A 16473-nucleotide genomic window follows, 5' to 3' on the forward strand; every position below is an offset into this window, starting at 1 on the left:
CGGCTTTGTGTCGGTTATAATCCGCCCGCGGCGAGCTTCCAGGCGATAGAACCCATCAGCACCGCGATCAGCGCATCGAGCACGCGCCAAGCGCTCTCCTTGGCGAAAAGCGGCGCGAGAAGTCGCGCGCCATAGGCCAGTGCAAAGAAGAACACGAACGAAGCCACGATCGCGCCGGTGGCGAAGCTGATCCGCGCGCCTGCGAACTGCGCCGAGACCGCGCCCAGAAGCACCACCGTATCGAGCCAGACATGCGGGTTCGCCCATGTGAACGCGGCCACCGTCACGAGGACGGCGCGCAGGGACGGCGCGCTGCCTGCGCTCGGGTCGAGATGCTCGCCGCCGCGGATCGCCGCCCATACGGAGCGGATCGCGTACCAGCTGAGAAAGACGACACCGCCCCAGCGCAGCGTCTCCGGCAGCCATGGCAGCGCCGTAGAGGCGGCGGCGAAGCCCGACACGCCAAGCGCGATCAGCACCGCATCGGAGAGCGCGCAGAACAGCGCCACCGCGAAGACATGCTCGCGCCGCAGCCCCTGACGCAGCACGAAGGCGTTTTGCGCGCCGATCGCCACGATCAGCCCGAGCCCAAGTTTCAGCCCCGCCCAGAATGCCACCAATTCCATCCGCCTCACCTCTTGTCTGCTCAGAGACGCTTCTCAGTGCCGGGACGTGCGTATAAGTTCAACTTAATTAAACTAACTCTATATAAGTAAAACTTATGTTCGACTATGCCGCGCTGGATGCGCTCGCCACCGTGATCGAGACCGGAAGCTTCGAGGCCGCAAGCGCGCGGCTCGGGGTGTCGCAATCGGCCGTCTCGCAACGGGTCCGCCAGTTGGAGGAACGCATGGGTGCGGTTCTGGTGATCCGCGCCACGCCCTGCCGCGCGACAGAGGACGGGGCGCGGCTGATCGCGCATCTGCGCGAAGTGGCGCTTCTGGAGACCGAGCTTGCGCCCTCCGAGACCCCGCCGGTTCTGCGCATCGCGGTGAATGCGGACAGCCTCGCGACTTGGGTCATGCCCGCGCTGGCCGAGGTGGAGGGCGTGCGGTTCGATCTGGTGATCGACGATCAGGACCATTCGGCGGGGCTTTTGCGCCGGGGCGAGGTCGCAGGCGCGATCACCGCCGACGAGGGGCCGATTGCGGGCTGCGACAGCGTGAGCCTCGGGCGGCTGCGCTATATCGCGACGGCGAGCCCGGACTTCGTCGCGCGCTATTTCCCGAACCGGATCGACCGGCACAGCTTGCGCGCGGCCCCTGCCCTGCAGTTCAACGCCAAGGATCGGCTGCAGGACCGCTGGGCCTCGATGATCGCGGGCATGCCGATGGGGCTGCGCGCGCATCGTATCGGCTCGACCGAAGGCTTCGTGGAGACCTGCCTGCGCGGCATGGGCTGGGGGCTGAACCCCGAGGTTCTGGTGCGCGCGCATCTGGAAAGCGGCGCGCTGGAACGGCTGGGCCCGGCGCCGATCGACGTGCCGCTCTACTGGCAGAGTGCGAGGCGGCTGAAAGCCCCGCTCGCGCCGCTGACCAAAGCGCTGCGGCAGGCGGCGAAAGCGGTGTTGTTGTAAGGGGCCGGTAATAGGGCTGATCCGGCAGTCTGAGCGCACGCATTGCCCGCGGCCTGCGCGGCGCACATAGTGACGCATGTCCCGTAGGCTCGTCAGGAGGAGAGACGCCCATGGAGCTACCCGATTTCATTCAGGCCTTCCCCGCCCTCGACCTGCCGTTTCCCGAAGATCAGGTGCGCAGCCACGCGATCCGCTCGGAGACGGGGCTGGTGGTGTTCCTGCACTTCCTCACCGATTTTGACCTGCCGTCCCATGCGCATAAGGCCCAGTGGGGCACGGTGATCGAAGGCGAGGCGGAGCTGACCATCGCAGGCGAGACCAAGGTCTACCGCACCGGTGAGACCTACAACATCCCCGACGGGGCGGAACATTCCGCGCGTCTGAAGGCCGGGACGCAAGTGATCGACGTCTTTGAAGAAGCCGATCGCTATCCGCTGAAACCCTGAGGAAAGGCACTCAGACCCGGATTACCGAGACGCTCTGGTTGATCAGCATCGCGGGGGCCTGCGATTCCATGAAGGCCACGTCATAGGCATCGCGCCCCACCGCGACCAGCGCCATGTTCTCGGGCCCGCACATGCCGGTCGCATCGACCATATGCCATGCGCCATCGAGCCAGACTTCGGCCACGGCGTGGAAATCCTGCGGCCACACGTCCGGCCCGTAGGAGGACGCCATCCGCGCCGGAATCTGCGCCGCGCGCACCATCGCGCAGAACAGATGCGCATAGTCGCGACAGACCCCTGCCCGGCCCGCGAAGGTCTCGAGCACGTTGGTGTCGCTATCCGACGCGCCGGGCACGTAAGACAGGTTCTTCTCGATCCAGTCGCGGATCGCGGCCACTTTCGCCCCGCCCTGCAGATCGCCGAAACGCTTGCTCACGAAGGAGACGAACTTGTCCGACTGCACGTAGCGCGAGGGCCGGATATAGGGCGCGGCCTCGGCGGGCAGTTCATGGAGTTGTGCCGCCCGCATCTGCGTCAGGTCGATCGCCGGACGCGTGATGTCGATCAGCGCCTGATAATGCAGCGTCATCTGCGTGCCCACCTGCGCCCAGATCCGCTCGCCCACGCCGCAATCGCCCGCGATCCGGCCCACGCTCGCATCGCCGAGGTTCATCGACGCGTTGACGATCTCCTGTCCCGGAGCCTGGGCCGCTTCGAGCACCAGCGCGACCGTATTCGGCTGCGGGAACTGGTATTGCATCTGCACGTCGACGGAAATGCGCATGGCGGCTCCTTCTCTCGGGATTCAGGTGGTGTCACTGGGATGGAGCGCGCCGCGTAACAGAGACACGTCGGTGGGGAAAGGGGGGCGCAGAGGGTTTGGTTCCCTATCGCACGCCGGAAAGCCGAACCCGCCGGACCGGGCTGGTCGTGCGCCTCGAGACCGTCCATGATACAGGTGCGAAAACGCCCCGGGACTGAAAGGTGAGTAATGGCACCCAACGATAGCTACAGACCGGCTTGCCTGCTCGTCTTCTCCACCCAGAGGACCGGCAGTTCGCTGCTTTGCGACTATCTGCAACGCGCGGGTTTGGGAAAAGCGGGCGAATTTTTCCTGCTTTTGATGCGCAGCAAACCCCGCAATGAGATCACGCCTGCGGATTTCTTCGCCGCGGCTGAAATGGGGCGTGGCGAAAACGGGACCTCGGCGATCAACGTGATGTCGAACCAGCTTGCTCCGATCGCGGAAGCCTTTTTCGGCAAACCGGCCTATGAGGCTTTGGAGCCGGTGGCGGCTCACGCACAGTTCATCGACGCCTATGCAAAAATCTTCGGATCGAGCGCCTATCTGCGCATCTCTCGCAGCGACCGCGTCGCGCAGGCGGTCTCGCGTCTCGTGCATCGAAAGAGCGGCGTTGCCCATGTGAAAGCCGGAGAGGCGCAACGCACGCCGAACCACAAATCCGGCAGCGGCGATCCGGTCGACGAGATCACCGGGGCGGACCTTGCCCACGAAATCTTTCGGATCGATCAGGACGAAGCCCATCTCGATGCGGTTCTCGCGCAACTCGACCAGCCCGTTTGCGACCTCACCTATGAAGACCTGACCGAAGACCCGGAGCGGCAGTTTCAGGCCATCTGGCAGTTTTTCGGTTGGGGTGATTTCGACATGACCCTGCGCACGGACCACACGAAGGTGACCAAGACCGCGGATCTCACCGTTCTGCGGACGAAACTTGCCGCCTATCTGGGGGCCGATCCGGAGAGCAGCGATGCGGACCTGCTCGCGCTGTGCCGGGCCCGCAATGCGCAGGAAGGTCACGGCCCCCGCAGCGCGAAACGAACTGGCGGCCTGAGCAGGCTCCTGCGACGCGGCGCACGCTCGCGTGCATGAAAAAAGGCGCCACGAGGGCGCCTTCTCAAGCTCTGGAAGCAAACGCAGGCTTACGCGTCGATCTTGACGAGTTCCACGTCGAAGGTCAGCGCCTTGCCGGCGAGCGGGTGGTTCGCGTCGAGGACGAGTTCTTTCTCGTTCGCCTCGGCGACGGTCACGTTCACGGTCTGACCGTCCTGGGTCTGAACCTGAAGCTGGGTGCCCGGCTCGGTCGGGATGTCGTCGGGGATGTTCGCGCGATCGACCGACTGCATGCGCTCGGGGTGATGCTCGCCATAGGCCTCTGCGGGCTCGACGCGCACGGTGCGCTTTTCGCCCTCTTCCATGCCGGTCACGCCCTTGTCGAGGCCGGGGATGATCTGGCCGGAGCCGAGCGTGAAGGACAGCGGGTCACGGCCTTCCGAGCTATCGAAGACGGAGCCGTCATCGAGCTTGCCGGTGTAATGAAGATGCAGGGTGTCGCCAGCCTTTGCCTGGGTCATGGTGATATCCTTTCGCGGGGAGATGAATTTGCCGAGGCCACGGGGTTACGCGGGTGCTCGGAGCGTCACGCGACAAATTGGGGGTTCTGGGCGGGAATGTAAACCGGGGGGCCGAAATTCGGGCGGTTTGAGGCCGTTTGAGACGCAAAAAGCGCCCCGGAGGGCGCTTTTATCAATTTTCGGTGCATATCGCCTTACAGCTGCGCTGCGACCTCTTCGGGCACGTCGAAATTGGCGGTGACGGATTGCACGTCGTCATCGTCTTCGAGCGTGTCGATCAGCTTCATCAGCTTCTGCGCGGTCTCGAGGTCGACCTCGGTGCGGTTCTGGGGCTTCCAGATCAGCTTGGCTTCCTCGGCCTCACCCAGTTCCTTCTCCAGCGCGTCGGAGACATCCGAGAGGTCTTCCATCGTGCAATAGATCCAATGGCCTTCGTCGTCGCTCTCGACGTCTTCGGCGCCCGCCTCGATCGCGGCCATCAGCACGGTCTCGGCATCGCCCACGGACGCGGGATAGATGATCTCGCCCATACGGTCGAACATGAAGGACACCGAGCCGGTGGTGCCCAGATTGCCGCCGTTCTTGGTGAAGGTGGAGCGCACGTTCGACGCGGTGCGGTTGAGGTTGTCGGTCATCGCCTCGACGATCACCGCGATGCCCTCGGGGCCGTAGCCCTCGTAGCGGATCTCGGTGTAGTCATCACCGTCGCCCGCTTGCGATTTCTTGATCGCGCGGTCGATCACGTCTTTCGGCATCGACTGGGACTTGGCCGCTTTCACGGCGAGACGCAGGCGCGGGTTCTTCTCGGGATCGGGGTCGCCCATCTTTGCGGCGACCGTGATCTCTTTCGAGAGCTTGGAAAACATCTTCGAGCGCGCCGCATCCTGCTTGCCCTTGCGGTGCTGGATGTTGGCCCATTTTGAGTGGCCTGCCATGGGTATCTCCGTTCGGAATAGTCGCGAAATCGACCCCGTATAGTGCGCAACGGGGGGATGATTCAAGATAGATGGGTTGCGGGCGGTGCCGGGCGCCCGCCATTGCCGATCAATGCGGCAGCTTGAGGACCCCGTCGGGCTGGCTGCGCGAGGGGATCGGCTCGGGCGTCTTGAAGCTCCAGCGGCGGCCTTGCGCGTCCTTCAGCGTGACCTCGGCATAGGGCTGGAAGATATTGCCGACACCGACGCCGCCGAGATAGCTCGGCTCGAACCGGGTCACCTGATAGCGCATCGGATGCGGGCACCCGGCCAGATCGCCGGTATACTGGCCCGAGATATTCGCGTGGCAGACCCTGCCGTCGATGAAGGAGACACGCATCACGGTGCCCTGAAAGGTCACCCGGTCTGGCCAGGAGGGCGCGCGGCTGCCCTGCCCCGGCACACAGGCGGCGAGCGCGAGCGGTGCGAGAAGCGACAGGGCGGCGAGACGGGCGACAAAGCGCATGGGGGAACCTCCTCAGAAGGGCCAGATCAGCGGGATCAGCAGGCAGGCGGTCAACCCGGTCACGATATCCATCGGGATGCCGACGCGCAGGAAATCGGTGAACTTATAGCCACCGGGGCCATAGATCATCATGTGAGTCTGATAGCCGATCGGCGTCGCGAAGGCCACCGAGGCCGAGAACATCACCGCCACCGCGAAGGGCCGCGGATCGAGCCCAAGGGCGGCAGCCAGCGAGATCGCGATCGGAGTGTAGATCACCGCCACGGCGTTGTTCGACAGCAACTCGGTCATGACGAGACCGAGGAAATAGACCACGATCAGCGCGAGTTGCGGCGGCAGCATCTTCAGGAAGGGCGCCACGCCCGAGACGATCAGCTGGACCGCGCCGGAATGCTCCAGCCCCGCGCCCACGACCAGCATCGCGAAGATCAGCGCAAGCAGGCGGCCCTCGATGAAGGTAAAGGCCTCGTCGGTGTCGATGCAGCGGGTCACGAGGATGCCCGCCACCGCCACCATCGCCAGCGCGAGGATCGGGGCCACGCCAAGCGCTGCGAAGATCACCACCGCGCCGAGCGCGCCCATGGCAAGCGGCAGATGCGAGCGGCGATAGGCGCGCGCCTGCGGTTTGGACACATCCACGAGGTCCATATCGGCGGCAAGACGCGCGATATCCTCGGGCGCGCCTTCGAGCAGAAGCGTATCGCCCACCACCACGATCAGATCGTCGAGCTGGCGCCCGATATTCTGGTTCCGGCGATGCGCGGCCAGCGTGTAGACGCCGTAGCGGCGGCGCAGGCGCATATCGCCCAGACGCTGCCCGATCATCCTGCAGCCGGGCGAGATCAGCACCTCCACCGTCTCGGTCTGCACCGAGGACAGCTTGTCGACCATGCGCAGGTCGCGGTTCTTCTGCATCCCCAGAAGCTCTTCCATCTCGGAGCGCAGAACCACGCGGTCGCCCGCCATCAGCTCGACCGAGGCGAGATCGCGGCGCAGCGACGCATCGCCGCGCAGCACGTCGATCACCCGCACGCCCTCGCGCTTGAACGTGTCGGTCTCGAGCACCGACTCGCCGATCAGCCCGCTTTCCTCCGGGATCGCGACCTCGGTGAAATATTTCATCTTCGGACGGTCGCCGAGCATGAAGGAGAGCGATTGCCGCTCGGGGATCAGCTTCGGCGCGAAGATCGCGAGGAACGTCCCGCCGACCAGACAGATCGCGAAGCCCAGAGGGGCGATCTCGAAGATCGTGAAGGGCTCCATCCCCCGCCCCCGCACGACGCCATCGACGAGAATGTTGGTCGAGGTACCGATCAGGGTGATCATGCCGCCCATCACCGTGACATAGCTCAGCGGCATCAAGAGCCGCGACGGCGAGAGGTTCAGCTTGCGCGCGACCTGAATGAAGACCGGGATCATCACCGCGACGACCGGCGTGTTGTTCATCACGGCGCTTGCGAACATCGTGACCCCGAACATCAGGAGCACGGTCAGCTTCGGGTTCTGGTCGATCCGCGATTCCGCATAGCGCGTCATCGCGTCGAGCGCGCCGGTGCGCACCAGGGCGCCGACGATCAGGAACATGAAGGCGATGGTCCAGGGCGCCGGATTCGACAGAATCGCGGCCGCGTTCTCGTAGGGCACGAATCCGAAGATCAGCATCAGGGCCGCGCCCGCCATGGCGGTGACCTCTGGCGGCCATGTCTCGCGGACGAACATGACGAACATCCACCCCACGACGAGAAGGGCCGCGACGGCGGTCTCGGTGCCGGTGAAGGGCAGTTGGATCATGTCAGGCTCTCGCGTAAGCGCATCGGCCCGATACTATCGACACGTGTTGCACGAGCAAGCGCGCTCTGCCCGCGGCGGAGGAAATTTCCACGTAACGGCATGAGGTTCGGGCAACTCGGGACGCGAACGACGCTCAGATTGGCACCGATTGTGCGAGCCTGCCGCCGGTGCGCACCGCTTCGCAGCGGGTGGCGCGCCCGGTCTTGTCGTCGGTCTCGACGTAAAAGCCGCAGAGCGTCACCGGACCGCGCGCGGGCGAGAAGCGTTCCTTCGCCATGCCGGTCACGAAACGGCGCATCGGTTCGGCCTTCGCCATGCCGATGACGGAATCGTAATCGCCGCACATGCCCGCATCGCTGAGGTAAGCCGTGCCCTTCTCGAGAATCTGCGCATCGCCGGTGGGCACATGTGTATGGGTGCCCACGACGACGCTTGCACGCCCGTCGCACCAATGGCCCATCGCCATCTTCTCCGACGTCGCCTCGCAATGCACATCCACCAGCGCCGCCTGCACCGCCCCGCCCAGCGGGTAGCGTTTCAGTTCCGCCTCGATGGCCGAGAAGGGATCGTCGAAGGCGCGCTTCATGAACACATTGCCCAGCACCTGCGCCACCAGCACCTTGCGCCCGCGCCGGTCCTGAAACACCCGCGCGCCCTTGCCCGGCGCTTCCTTGGCGTAGTTCACGGGGCGGATGATGCGCGGCTCGCTCTCGATGAAGCGCAACATGTCCTTCTGATCGAAGGCGTGATCGCCGAGCGTCACCACATCCGCACCCGCATCCAGCAGAAGCTTCGCATGATCGCCGGTCAGCCCCATGCCGCCCGAGGCGTTCTCGCCATTGACCACAACGAAATCGAGGCGCCACTCCTCGCGAAGTTTCGGCAGGGTTTCGGTGATCGCGGCGCGGCCCGCGCGGCCCATCACATCGCCTAGAAAGAGTATCTTCATGGCCCGATTAGATAGAACGCGGCGCTGGGGAGAGCAATGGGCGGCGCGCATCGGCTGCATGATGATGATGACGATTTCTCATGCAGGCGCGTCGGTTGCGGGCTTTGCTCTGCCCGGCTTGGGCCCTAGAACGGGGGCAAGGAAAACGGGAGCGCGATATGGCCGACGACGTGCAGGTGATCTTTACCCCCTCTGGCAAGCGGGGGCGCGTGGCGCGTGGCACGAGAGTGCTCGCGGCGGCGCGCAAGCTGGGGGTCGACCTCGATTCCGTCTGCGGCGGGCGCGGCGTGTGCTCGAAATGCCAATGCACGCCCTCCTTCGGAGATTTCCCGAAACTCGGCCTGCATGTGGAGCCGGACGCGGTCAGCCCGCTCAACGCGGTCGAGGAGCGCTATGACCGGATTCGCGGGCTGAAACCGGGGCGGCGTCTGGGCTGCCAGACCGAGATCCTCGACGACGTCGTGATCGACGTGCCGCCCGAAAGTCAGGTCCACAAACAGGTCGTGCGCAAGGCGGCCTCCGAGCGCGTGATGGAGATGGATCCGGCGACGCGGCCCGTCTATGTCGAAGTCGCGGAACCGGATATGCACCGCCCCGAGGGCGATCTGCAGCGGCTCTCGCAGGCGCTGGAAAAGCAATGGCAAATCAAGGGCGTGCGCGCCGATCTTGATGTTCTTCGGATGCTGCAGCCCGCGCTGCGCAAGGCCGAGTGGAAGGTCACGGTCGCGATCCACGATGCGGGCGACGGGCCGCGCGTGACGGGGATCTTCCCCGGCGTGCGCGAGGTGCCGCTTTACGGGCTCGCGATCGACCTCGGCTCGACCACCATCGCGGGGCATCTGGTCGCGCTCGACGACGGGCGGGTGCTGGCGAGCGCGGGCGTGATGAACCCGCAGATCCGCTTCGGCGAAGACCTGATGAGCCGGGTCTCCTATGTGATGATGAACCCCGGCGGCGATCAGGAAATGACCAATGCGGTGCGGGACGCGATGGGCGATCTGGCGCGGCAGCTGGCGGGCGAGGCGAAGGTCGAGACGGGAGAGATTGTCGAGGCGGTCGTGGTCTGTAACCCGGTGATGCATCACCTGCTGCTGGGCATCGACCCGGTCGAGCTGGGTCAGGCGCCCTTCGCGCTGGCGACCTCGGAAAGCCTTGAATTCGCCGCGCGCGAGATCGGCATCGAGGCCAGCCCCGGCGCGCGCGCCTATATCCTGCCGCTGATCGCGGGCCATGTCGGCGCGGATGCGGCGGCGGTCGCGCTGTCGGAGGCTCCGCAGAAGCGCGACGACCTGTCTCTGATCGTCGATGTCGGCACCAATGCCGAGATACTTCTCGGGAATAAACAACGGGTTCTGGCCTGTTCTTCACCCACCGGCCCCGCCTTCGAGGGCGCGCAGATTTCCAGCGGTCAGCGCGCCGCTCCGGGCGCCATCGAGCGCATCGAGATCGACCCCGAGACCAAGGAGCCGCGCTTCAAGATCATCGGCAACGACCACTGGTCGACCGATCCCGAATTCGGCACGCCGCGGATCACCGGCATCTGTGGCTCGGGCATCATCGAGGCCGTGGCCGAGATGCGGATGGCCGGGATCGTGGACACGTCGGGGCTGATCGGCTCGGCCGAGCAGGTCGGCACGCCGCGCTGCGAGCCGAACGGGCGCACCCATGAATACGTGATCTATGACGGCGGCGAGGAAGGCCCGCGCATCACCGTCACCCAAGGCGACATCCGCGCGATCCAGCTGGCGAAATCCGCGCTCTATGCGGGCGCGCGCCTCTTGATGGACGAGATGGGCGTGGACACGGTCGACCGCGTGGTGCTCGCGGGTGCGTTCGGCGCGCATATCTCGCCGAAACACGCGATGGTGCTGGGGATGATCCCGGATGCGCCGCTCGATCACGTCACCTCGGCGGGCAATGCGGCGGGCACCGGGGCGCATATGGCGCTGTGTTCGGTGAAGGCGCGGCGCGAGATCGAGGTGCAGGTGCATCAGATCACCAAGGTCGAGACCGCGATCGAGCCGCGCTTTCAGGAGCATTTCGTCGCCGCGAACGCGCTGCCGCATGCCACCGCCCCCTTCCCCGAGCTGCGCAAGATCGCGCCGCTTCCGGAGATCAGCTTCAACACCGGCGGATCCGGCGAGGATGGCGGGCGCAGACGGCGCCGGCGCGGCTGAGGCGGGCCTTCGGGCCCTCCACCGGAGCGCTTCGAGAAGCCCGATTTGAGGCCGGATCAGACTGCACACGATTTCGTGATGAGACATAAGTGATCGGCGCGCCCCCAGCGCGCCGTAACCCTTGTGCTTTGGCGGGGACAACCGTCGTTTAACAGGGAGGAAAATCCTTATGTCTATGAAATTCCGTGCATTCGCCGCATCGCTCACCGCAGCTGCAACGCTGGGCCTCGCCCTGCCCGCGCTGGCAAACCCGATGGTTGGTGGCGCCAAGATGTATGAGAGCAAGCCGATCGCAGCCAATGCCTCGGCCGCTCCGAACCTGACCACGCTGGTCGCCGCGGTGAAAGCGGCGGGCCTCGTCGACACGCTGGCAGGCCCCGGCCCGTTCACCGTCTTCGCACCGACCAACGCGGCCTTCGACAAGCTGCCCGCGGGCACCGTCGAGACGCTGGTGAAGCCCGAGAACAAGGAAATGCTCACGCATATCCTGACCTGCCACGTCGCCAAGGGCGTGATCACCGCCGAGAACATCATGGCGACCGTTCAGAAGGGCAACGGCATGGCCACGATCAAGACGCTCGGCGGCTGTGATCTGACCGCGATGGTCAAGGACGGCATGGTGATGCTGAAGGACCCGAAAGGCGATGTCGCGACGGTTCAGACCGCCGATGTGAAGCAGAAGAACGGCATGGTCCACGTGATCGACACCGTGCTTCAGCCGAAGATGTAAATCGACCCCGCGCCTCGTCTCCCTAACTTCCGCGCGGCGCCTGGCGTCCGGTGAGGTCCTCCTCGCCGGGCGCTTTTTTGTGAGCGGGCCCGAGGACGCGCGCGATCCCTCTTGACCGTGGCTTTCGGCTGGAATACCTCTGCGCTCGCACCATGCGGGTATGATGTAATGGTAGCCTGTCAGCTTCCCAAGCTGAACGCGCGGGTTCGATTCCCGCTACCCGCTCCAAGCTCCCATGACGGTAAAGCATTGTTTTTAAAGAAACAATCCAGCCTCATTGCGGAGACGAGCATTTGGCTGATTTGCTGACTGAGAAGCCAAAGCGGGACATAAATCGACGGAAACTCCCGGAGAGTCCCGAAGAAACTCCCGAAGCAGATGGAACCGATCATTGGTGACGTTCTCTTTGACAGTCCGATACTTGAGACGTAACGCTCCGTAACGCCCGCCACAGACTGCATTCCTATCAATCTCCGCGACTACCGGCGACGATTTGACGATCTCTGGAAGGGAAAACTCCAGCATGCCAAGATCAAGAAGCCCTGATTGATTGTTTTACGCACAAGCATGAGACTTCCTGGAAGGAACAGAGAAAATGACCGGTTTCACCGCACACATGGGTTGATCCAACTTTTCGAACCGCCTTTTCGATCGGAAAGGAACTGGCGATGGTCTCAAGACGGAACACTCACTTTCAATCGCACGTGCGAACAAGCGTTCCCCTCGTAGAGAGCCAAAACGAGTGTTTTCTGATTGCCTAACGCTGCTGAGCACGTAGCGGAAGAGCGCCGAATGTGGAGTTGGCGTCTCAAGACGGTCTCTTGTGCGAGCTTTGGTGTTGTAGGATAGTCAGTGTAACATGCTCAAACCGTTCTCCTTTCGAGATGATCCGCAGGTTCCACAGTTCGCTGACGGGGCGCCGCTGGCCGTGATGGATGCCGACTGCGCGATCTGCAGCTGGGGTGCGCGCATGATCCATCGCCTCGACCGGAGTGGGACAGTGCGCATCTGTCCGATCCAGACGCCGCTTGGAGCCGCCTTGCTTAAGCATTACGGGCTTGAGCCGACCGATCCTTCCAGCTGGTTGTTCATCGACAAGGGTATTGCGCATCAGGATTTCGAAGCGGTGGTCTACGCCGCGCGACGGTTCGGAGGGTGGGGACGTTTGGCCACGGTTTTGCTGATCCTGCCGAGACCGATGCGGGACTGGCTCTACCAGCGTCTCGCGCGCAATAGATACGCGATTTTTGGACGGGCGGAGATGTGTGCGATCCCGGACCCTTCGTTTCAAAGGCGCTTACTCCGTTGAAGATTCTGGTGCTGGGAGGTTACGGCGTTTTCGGCGCAAGGCTCGCGAAGCTCTTGGTTGCCGACGGGCATGAAGTCTGCGTCGCCGGCCGGAACCTCAAAGAAGCCCGATCCTGTGCTGAGGGACTGGGTTGCCGGGCAATCAGAATGGATCGCGCTGGCAATCTCGACGCCTTAGTGGGGCACGAAGTCGTCATTGATGCCGCGGGACCTTTCCACGCCTACGGCAACGAGCCTTATCGCCTCGCGCGCGCCGCAATCGCGGCGGGTGTCCACTACCTCGATCTGTCGGACAACGCAGATTTCTGCGCGGGCATATCGGCCTTCGACGCCGAGGCGCGGGATGCCTGTGTCTGCGTGCTCTCGGGCCTCTCTTCTGTTCCGGCCCTGTCCTCCGCCGCCGTGCGCGCCCTCTCCGGCGCAGACGTGCCAGCGGTGATCGACACCGCAATCCTGCCCGGAAACCGCGCGCCCCGGGGGCTCTCGGTCATGCAGTCGATCCTGCCCCAAGCGGGACGCCCCATGCTGGTCTGGAACGGGAACCGCTGGGATAAGACTTTCGGATGGTCGAAGCCAGCGCGATACACCCTTCCAGGTGGATTGGTCCGGCAGGGTTGGCAGGTCGAGGTTCCGGACCAGCGCCTCTTTCCAACACATTTCGTTGCAGAGACGGTCCTCTTCCGGGCAGGGTTGGAGCTGGCCGTCATGCGTTACGGCCTTGCGCTTTTCGCCGGCGTGCGGCGGGTCGTGCCATTTCCGGTGACCCGCCCGGTTGTCCGCGTGTTCGAGGTGCTGGCGGATTTCCTGGCCCCCTTCGGCAGCGGCCGCGGCGGGATGTCCGTCGCGGTCACCACGCGCCACGAATGCCGAAGCTGGAGCCTTTTGGCGGAGGATGGCGATGGTCCTTTTATTCCGGCGGTAGCGGCTCGCGCCTTGCTGCGCCGCGCCAATCTGCCGGTCGGCGCTGGCCCGGCGATCGAGGTGATCAACTTGGAGGAGGCAGAGGCCGCGATGGCGGACCTGCGTGTGGTCACCGAGCGCAGCGTCGCGCCAATCTCGCCCATCTTCCCGCGGGTGCTGGGGGAGGCCTTCCACGTGTTGCCAGATGCGATCAAGGAAACCCACCTGACGCTCGGCACCTCACGATGGGTTGGGCGATGTGAGGTCGAGCGGGGGACCGGTGCCTGGTCCCATTTGCTCTGTGCGATTTTCCGATTTCCTCCCGGGTCTCCGGACATCGAAGTGGCGGTGACCAAGACCGTCACCTCACGCGGAGAGACCTGGCTTCGCCGCTTCGGCCGGAACACGTTCCGCTCTAACCTCTCCGTAGGCCCCGAAGGCATGCGCGAGAGTTTCGGGCCGTTCACCTTCGCGATCGGCCTTAAGGTTCAGGGGGGTGAGCTTCACTACCCGGTCACATCCGGACGTATGGGACCAATACCCCTACCGCACTGGATGCTGCCGGCGTCCGTCGCGCGAGAGTTTGTTGCTGACGGCAAGTTCCATTTCGACGTCGCGATACTGGCACCGATGACGAAGGGGTTGTTGGTTCGATACCGGGGGTTCCTGTCCGCCGAGCGACCCGACGATCCGAAACGCCCAGAGTCTCACTAATGGTGACGACGACAGGTCTTGCTCCTGGCCCGTCGATGTCCGCTTTCGGGCGGGCACCTCCAGAAAAACAGGGGAGCGGCCAGGTCCATCCAGAAGTCAGTGTGAGCAAGTATCATCCGGAGTGTGATGCTGGAAGTTCACTATCCGAAGCCAACGCTCCAACGATTCCGGACGTGCAAGCGGAGGTTAATCCAACGTGTGATCGCGAATTTTATTCTAGCAGAACCATCCCCACTCACCGAGCCGGATCCAAGGCCCTCCACTGCAAAATATGATCCGCCCGCATGCGTGCGAGTTGTGCCTCGATGGGCCTGTATCTCTTGAACTCGTCTTTGCGCGAAGCCCACAGCCGAGCCGCCCGGGTGAGTGTCTCGATGATCTCCGATCGCGCTACTTGGTAACTCTCGACCTCACCAGTTTCCCACCGCCTCCAGAGATCTCCTCGCACCGCTTCCTTGACCCAGCCACGGTCTTCAATCTCGCCCATTAGCACTCGGTATATCTCCCCGAGCGCGCGAGGTTCGCTCATGAGCGGGTAGGACGTGCACCATGGCGCAAGGGGCTGATAGATTACCGCCTAGACATAAGAGACGGGGACGTTGAAACCACCTTGATGCAAACCGCCCCAGTGAATATGAGGCACGTAGATTGAGCGCCAGCGGCGCCGCTCTTCCTCGAGCCAGACCTCCGCATTCTGGCTGGGCGGTTCGACGGGCTCATACGCAGCTTGACGCCAGGCGGCATTCGTGCGCGCGATGCGTCGCGCCTCATTCATCTTCGCCTCTCGGAAGTCAGCCTGTGCTTCAGCCGCCTTGCGATGGAAAAGCCACGCGCGCGGCGCCGATTTCAGCACATGATCCGTGAGCTCCTCCAGCGTCAGCGAACGCCTGATCTTTGAGAGATCAATCTCGAGGGCGGACTCGCCGCGCTCGACGAAACGCTGGAGCTTTTCCGCACCAACCGCATGGGTCACGCGGATCTCCACGAGCAGTCGGTTTTCCATGGGGGCCGTCGGCGAATGGCCTATCTTGGTGCAGATGAGATCGGGGTGAATATTTCCTTCCCGGACTTGTAGGTCGACCCGATCGAACAGAACCCGACGCGCTGGAAACACCTCCTTTTTCCAATCCCTCGCGCTCACATTGCACGAAACCTGAAGCGGCGGAATGTGAAGCGCACCCCCTTCGCTGATGATCTCCTTGGCCATCCTGTGAAGCGCAGTCTCCCCAGCGCTCGAGCAATCGGTGCCTGAGAGATGGCGAAAATGATGAACTCGAATTCGACCGCGCACCGGTGTGAGCGCACCGCCACAATCGAGGCAGACCAATTTCCCATGTGTCTCGCCCAACTTGGAGATATGGATAAGTCCTTCGTCATCTTCCTGCGCGAAGAGTGTTCTCGCGGAGCCGGTGCCGAAGACATAACCCGATCCCGGCCAGTTAAAGCCGGGTTCGTCGCGCGGATGATTTACGTCGATCATGACGTCGCAGGGCCTCCTAGCAGATGGCGCCGAAGGGTGCCGCCAGACTTCTTGATAGACCAAGAAAAGTATGCGCGCATATAAATCGGGCCCAACTATGCGCCTCCCTTAGGTTCTTTCGCGTCACGCGCGCGAAAGTCGCTTCCTGAAGATTTATTTCCAGCAAAGAAATCCGGATCGATCCTGGCGCGTAGCCACCGACATAAGTGACGCGCGGGGCTCAAGCGGAACGGAGATCGCGCTGCTGAGGAATTTCCCTCGTGCTCAGACGAGTTGTCCAGAAACTCTGCCGCAATTTTCCAGCTACGTCGCGCAGGCAAGGCATTCTACTGGCGCTTTTCTCTAACGCAGCCCGGCGCTGCCCCTTGCCGACCAGCCGTTTTAAGCGTCGCGGCCTTGAAGGCCTGCCGCCCCAGCGGTTCGACGGGACGCTCCTTCACTGGTTCAAGCGACATAATCTCTGTCCGCAGGATATGAAGAATGGGCGACAACATACGACTGCGGTCAACCAAAACCGCGCACAACGTGGAACGCCGCGCGCAGTTCCTTGAAAATAAAGTGTTGGTCAGCCCCGCTTGTCCGGCAA

15 protein-coding genes and 1 tRNA gene are annotated in these 16473 nt (G+C 63.6%); 8 read left to right on the forward strand and 8 right to left on the reverse strand.

What is annotated here, in order from left to right; all coding sequences use genetic code 11:
- Nucleotides 1-14: 14 nt before the first annotated feature.
- Nucleotides 15-626 carry a LysE/ArgO family amino acid transporter gene (locus BMI87_RS17315; RefSeq protein ID WP_078522868.1) on the reverse strand — a complete coding sequence of 204 codons (612 nt, stop codon included), beginning with the start codon at nucleotides 624-626 and terminating at the stop codon, nucleotides 15-17.
- Nucleotides 627-721: 95 nt separating this feature from the next.
- Here BMI87_RS17315 and BMI87_RS17320 point away from each other — a divergent pair, with 95 nt between their 5' ends.
- Nucleotides 722-1576, forward strand: a complete 855-nt coding sequence (locus tag BMI87_RS17320) for a LysR family transcriptional regulator ArgP (protein ID WP_078522869.1) — start codon at nucleotides 722-724, stop codon at nucleotides 1574-1576.
- A 110-nt stretch (nucleotides 1577-1686) separates the two neighbouring features.
- On the forward strand, nucleotides 1687-2022 hold the full coding sequence (locus BMI87_RS17325) for a cupin domain-containing protein (RefSeq protein WP_078522870.1): 336 nt from the start codon (nucleotides 1687-1689) through the stop codon (nucleotides 2020-2022).
- A gap of 10 nt (nucleotides 2023-2032) precedes the next feature.
- Here the strand turns inward: BMI87_RS17325 and BMI87_RS17330 are convergent, their stop codons facing one another.
- Complete coding sequence (locus BMI87_RS17330; protein ID WP_078522871.1) at nucleotides 2033-2806, reverse strand: transglutaminase family protein; 774 nt, start codon at nucleotides 2804-2806, stop codon at nucleotides 2033-2035.
- A gap of 207 nt (nucleotides 2807-3013) precedes the next feature.
- Here BMI87_RS17330 and BMI87_RS17335 point away from each other — a divergent pair, with 207 nt between their 5' ends.
- On the forward strand, nucleotides 3014-3916 hold the full coding sequence (locus BMI87_RS17335) for a Stf0 family sulfotransferase (RefSeq protein ID WP_078522872.1): 903 nt from the start codon (nucleotides 3014-3016) through the stop codon (nucleotides 3914-3916).
- Between the two features lie 50 nt (nucleotides 3917-3966).
- On the opposite strand, the gene BMI87_RS17340 is transcribed toward BMI87_RS17335, so the two are convergent.
- The 5 genes from BMI87_RS17340 to BMI87_RS17360 all read right to left on the reverse strand — a co-directional run bounded on the left by BMI87_RS17340 (nucleotide 3967) and on the right by BMI87_RS17360 (nucleotide 8578).
- Nucleotides 3967-4398, reverse strand: a complete 432-nt coding sequence (locus tag BMI87_RS17340) for a peptidylprolyl isomerase (protein ID WP_078522873.1) — start codon at nucleotides 4396-4398, stop codon at nucleotides 3967-3969.
- Nucleotides 4399-4592: 194 nt separating this feature from the next.
- Nucleotides 4593-5333, reverse strand: coding sequence for a YebC/PmpR family DNA-binding transcriptional regulator (locus tag BMI87_RS17345; RefSeq protein WP_078522874.1), 741 nt, complete (start codon nucleotides 5331-5333; stop codon nucleotides 4593-4595).
- Between the two features lie 109 nt (nucleotides 5334-5442).
- Nucleotides 5443-5838: a hypothetical protein gene (locus BMI87_RS17350; protein WP_078522875.1), complete on the reverse strand. Its 396-nt coding sequence runs from the start codon at nucleotides 5836-5838 to the stop codon at nucleotides 5443-5445.
- 12 nt (nucleotides 5839-5850) lie between these two features.
- Entirely contained in the window at nucleotides 5851-7629 is a 1779-nt protein-coding gene (locus BMI87_RS17355; protein WP_078522876.1) for an SLC13 family permease, read from the reverse strand.
- A gap of 133 nt (nucleotides 7630-7762) precedes the next feature.
- Complete coding sequence (locus tag BMI87_RS17360) at nucleotides 7763-8578, reverse strand: TIGR00282 family metallophosphoesterase (protein ID WP_078522877.1); 816 nt, start codon at nucleotides 8576-8578, stop codon at nucleotides 7763-7765.
- A gap of 158 nt (nucleotides 8579-8736) precedes the next feature.
- Here BMI87_RS17360 and BMI87_RS17365 point away from each other — a divergent pair, with 158 nt between their 5' ends.
- The 5 genes from BMI87_RS17365 to BMI87_RS17385 all read left to right on the forward strand — a co-directional run bounded on the left by BMI87_RS17365 (nucleotide 8737) and on the right by BMI87_RS17385 (nucleotide 14407).
- Complete coding sequence (locus tag BMI87_RS17365; RefSeq protein WP_078522878.1) at nucleotides 8737-10755, forward strand: ASKHA domain-containing protein; 2019 nt, start codon at nucleotides 8737-8739, stop codon at nucleotides 10753-10755.
- Nucleotides 10756-10924: 169 nt separating this feature from the next.
- The gene (locus tag BMI87_RS17370) at nucleotides 10925-11485 is read left to right on the forward strand and encodes a fasciclin domain-containing protein (RefSeq protein WP_078522879.1); all 561 of its coding nucleotides are present in this window, start codon (nucleotides 10925-10927) and stop codon (nucleotides 11483-11485) included.
- A gap of 154 nt (nucleotides 11486-11639) precedes the next feature.
- Nucleotides 11640-11713, forward strand: a tRNA-Gly gene (locus BMI87_RS17375).
- A gap of 631 nt (nucleotides 11714-12344) precedes the next feature.
- Nucleotides 12345-12794 carry a thiol-disulfide oxidoreductase DCC family protein gene (locus BMI87_RS17380; protein WP_078522880.1) on the forward strand — a complete coding sequence of 150 codons (450 nt, stop codon included), beginning with the start codon at nucleotides 12345-12347 and terminating at the stop codon, nucleotides 12792-12794.
- Nucleotides 12791-14407 (forward strand): SDR family oxidoreductase, encoded by a 1617-nt coding sequence (locus BMI87_RS17385; RefSeq protein WP_078522881.1) that lies wholly within the window; start codon nucleotides 12791-12793, stop codon nucleotides 14405-14407. The genes BMI87_RS17380 and BMI87_RS17385 overlap by 4 nt, the downstream gene beginning before the upstream one ends.
- A gap of 577 nt (nucleotides 14408-14984) precedes the next feature.
- Here BMI87_RS17385 and BMI87_RS17395 read toward each other — a convergent pair.
- A complete protein-coding gene (locus BMI87_RS17395; protein ID WP_146681651.1) occupies nucleotides 14985-15887 on the reverse strand; it encodes a hypothetical protein in 903 nt (300 codons plus the stop codon).
- Nucleotides 15888-16473 lie beyond the last annotated feature (586 nt).

The sequence above is a fragment of the Thioclava sp. F28-4 genome (assembly GCF_002020045.1).
GTDB classification, from domain to species: Bacteria; Pseudomonadota; Alphaproteobacteria; order Rhodobacterales; family Rhodobacteraceae; genus Thioclava; species Thioclava sediminum.

Bases quoted from the DNA above. Each gene is read 5' to 3' on its own strand.
- BMI87_RS17315 (WP_078522868.1), bottom strand. From the start codon at position 626: ATGGAATTGGTGGCATTCTGGGCGGGGCTGAAACTTGGGCTCGGGCTG.
- BMI87_RS17320 (WP_078522869.1), top strand. From the start codon at position 722: ATGTTCGACTATGCCGCGCTGGATGCGCTCGCCACCGTGATCGAGACC.
- BMI87_RS17325 (WP_078522870.1), top strand. From the start codon at position 1,687: ATGGAGCTACCCGATTTCATTCAGGCCTTCCCCGCCCTCGACCTGCCG.
- BMI87_RS17330 (WP_078522871.1), bottom strand. From the start codon at position 2,806: ATGCGCATTTCCGTCGACGTGCAGATGCAATACCAGTTCCCGCAGCCG.
- BMI87_RS17335 (WP_078522872.1), top strand. From the start codon at position 3,014: ATGGCACCCAACGATAGCTACAGACCGGCTTGCCTGCTCGTCTTCTCC.
- BMI87_RS17340 (WP_078522873.1), bottom strand. From the start codon at position 4,398: ATGACCCAGGCAAAGGCTGGCGACACCCTGCATCTTCATTACACCGGC.
- BMI87_RS17345 (WP_078522874.1), bottom strand. From the start codon at position 5,333: ATGGCAGGCCACTCAAAATGGGCCAACATCCAGCACCGCAAGGGCAAG.
- BMI87_RS17350 (WP_078522875.1), bottom strand. From the start codon at position 5,838: ATGCGCTTTGTCGCCCGTCTCGCCGCCCTGTCGCTTCTCGCACCGCTC.
- BMI87_RS17355 (WP_078522876.1), bottom strand. From the start codon at position 7,629: ATGATCCAACTGCCCTTCACCGGCACCGAGACCGCCGTCGCGGCCCTT.
- BMI87_RS17360 (WP_078522877.1), bottom strand. From the start codon at position 8,578: ATGAAGATACTCTTTCTAGGCGATGTGATGGGCCGCGCGGGCCGCGCC.
- BMI87_RS17365 (WP_078522878.1), top strand. From the start codon at position 8,737: ATGGCCGACGACGTGCAGGTGATCTTTACCCCCTCTGGCAAGCGGGGG.
- BMI87_RS17370 (WP_078522879.1), top strand. From the start codon at position 10,925: ATGTCTATGAAATTCCGTGCATTCGCCGCATCGCTCACCGCAGCTGCA.
- BMI87_RS17380 (WP_078522880.1), top strand. From the start codon at position 12,345: ATGCTCAAACCGTTCTCCTTTCGAGATGATCCGCAGGTTCCACAGTTC.
- BMI87_RS17395 (WP_146681651.1), bottom strand. From the start codon at position 15,887: ATGATCGACGTAAATCATCCGCGCGACGAACCCGGCTTTAACTGGCCG.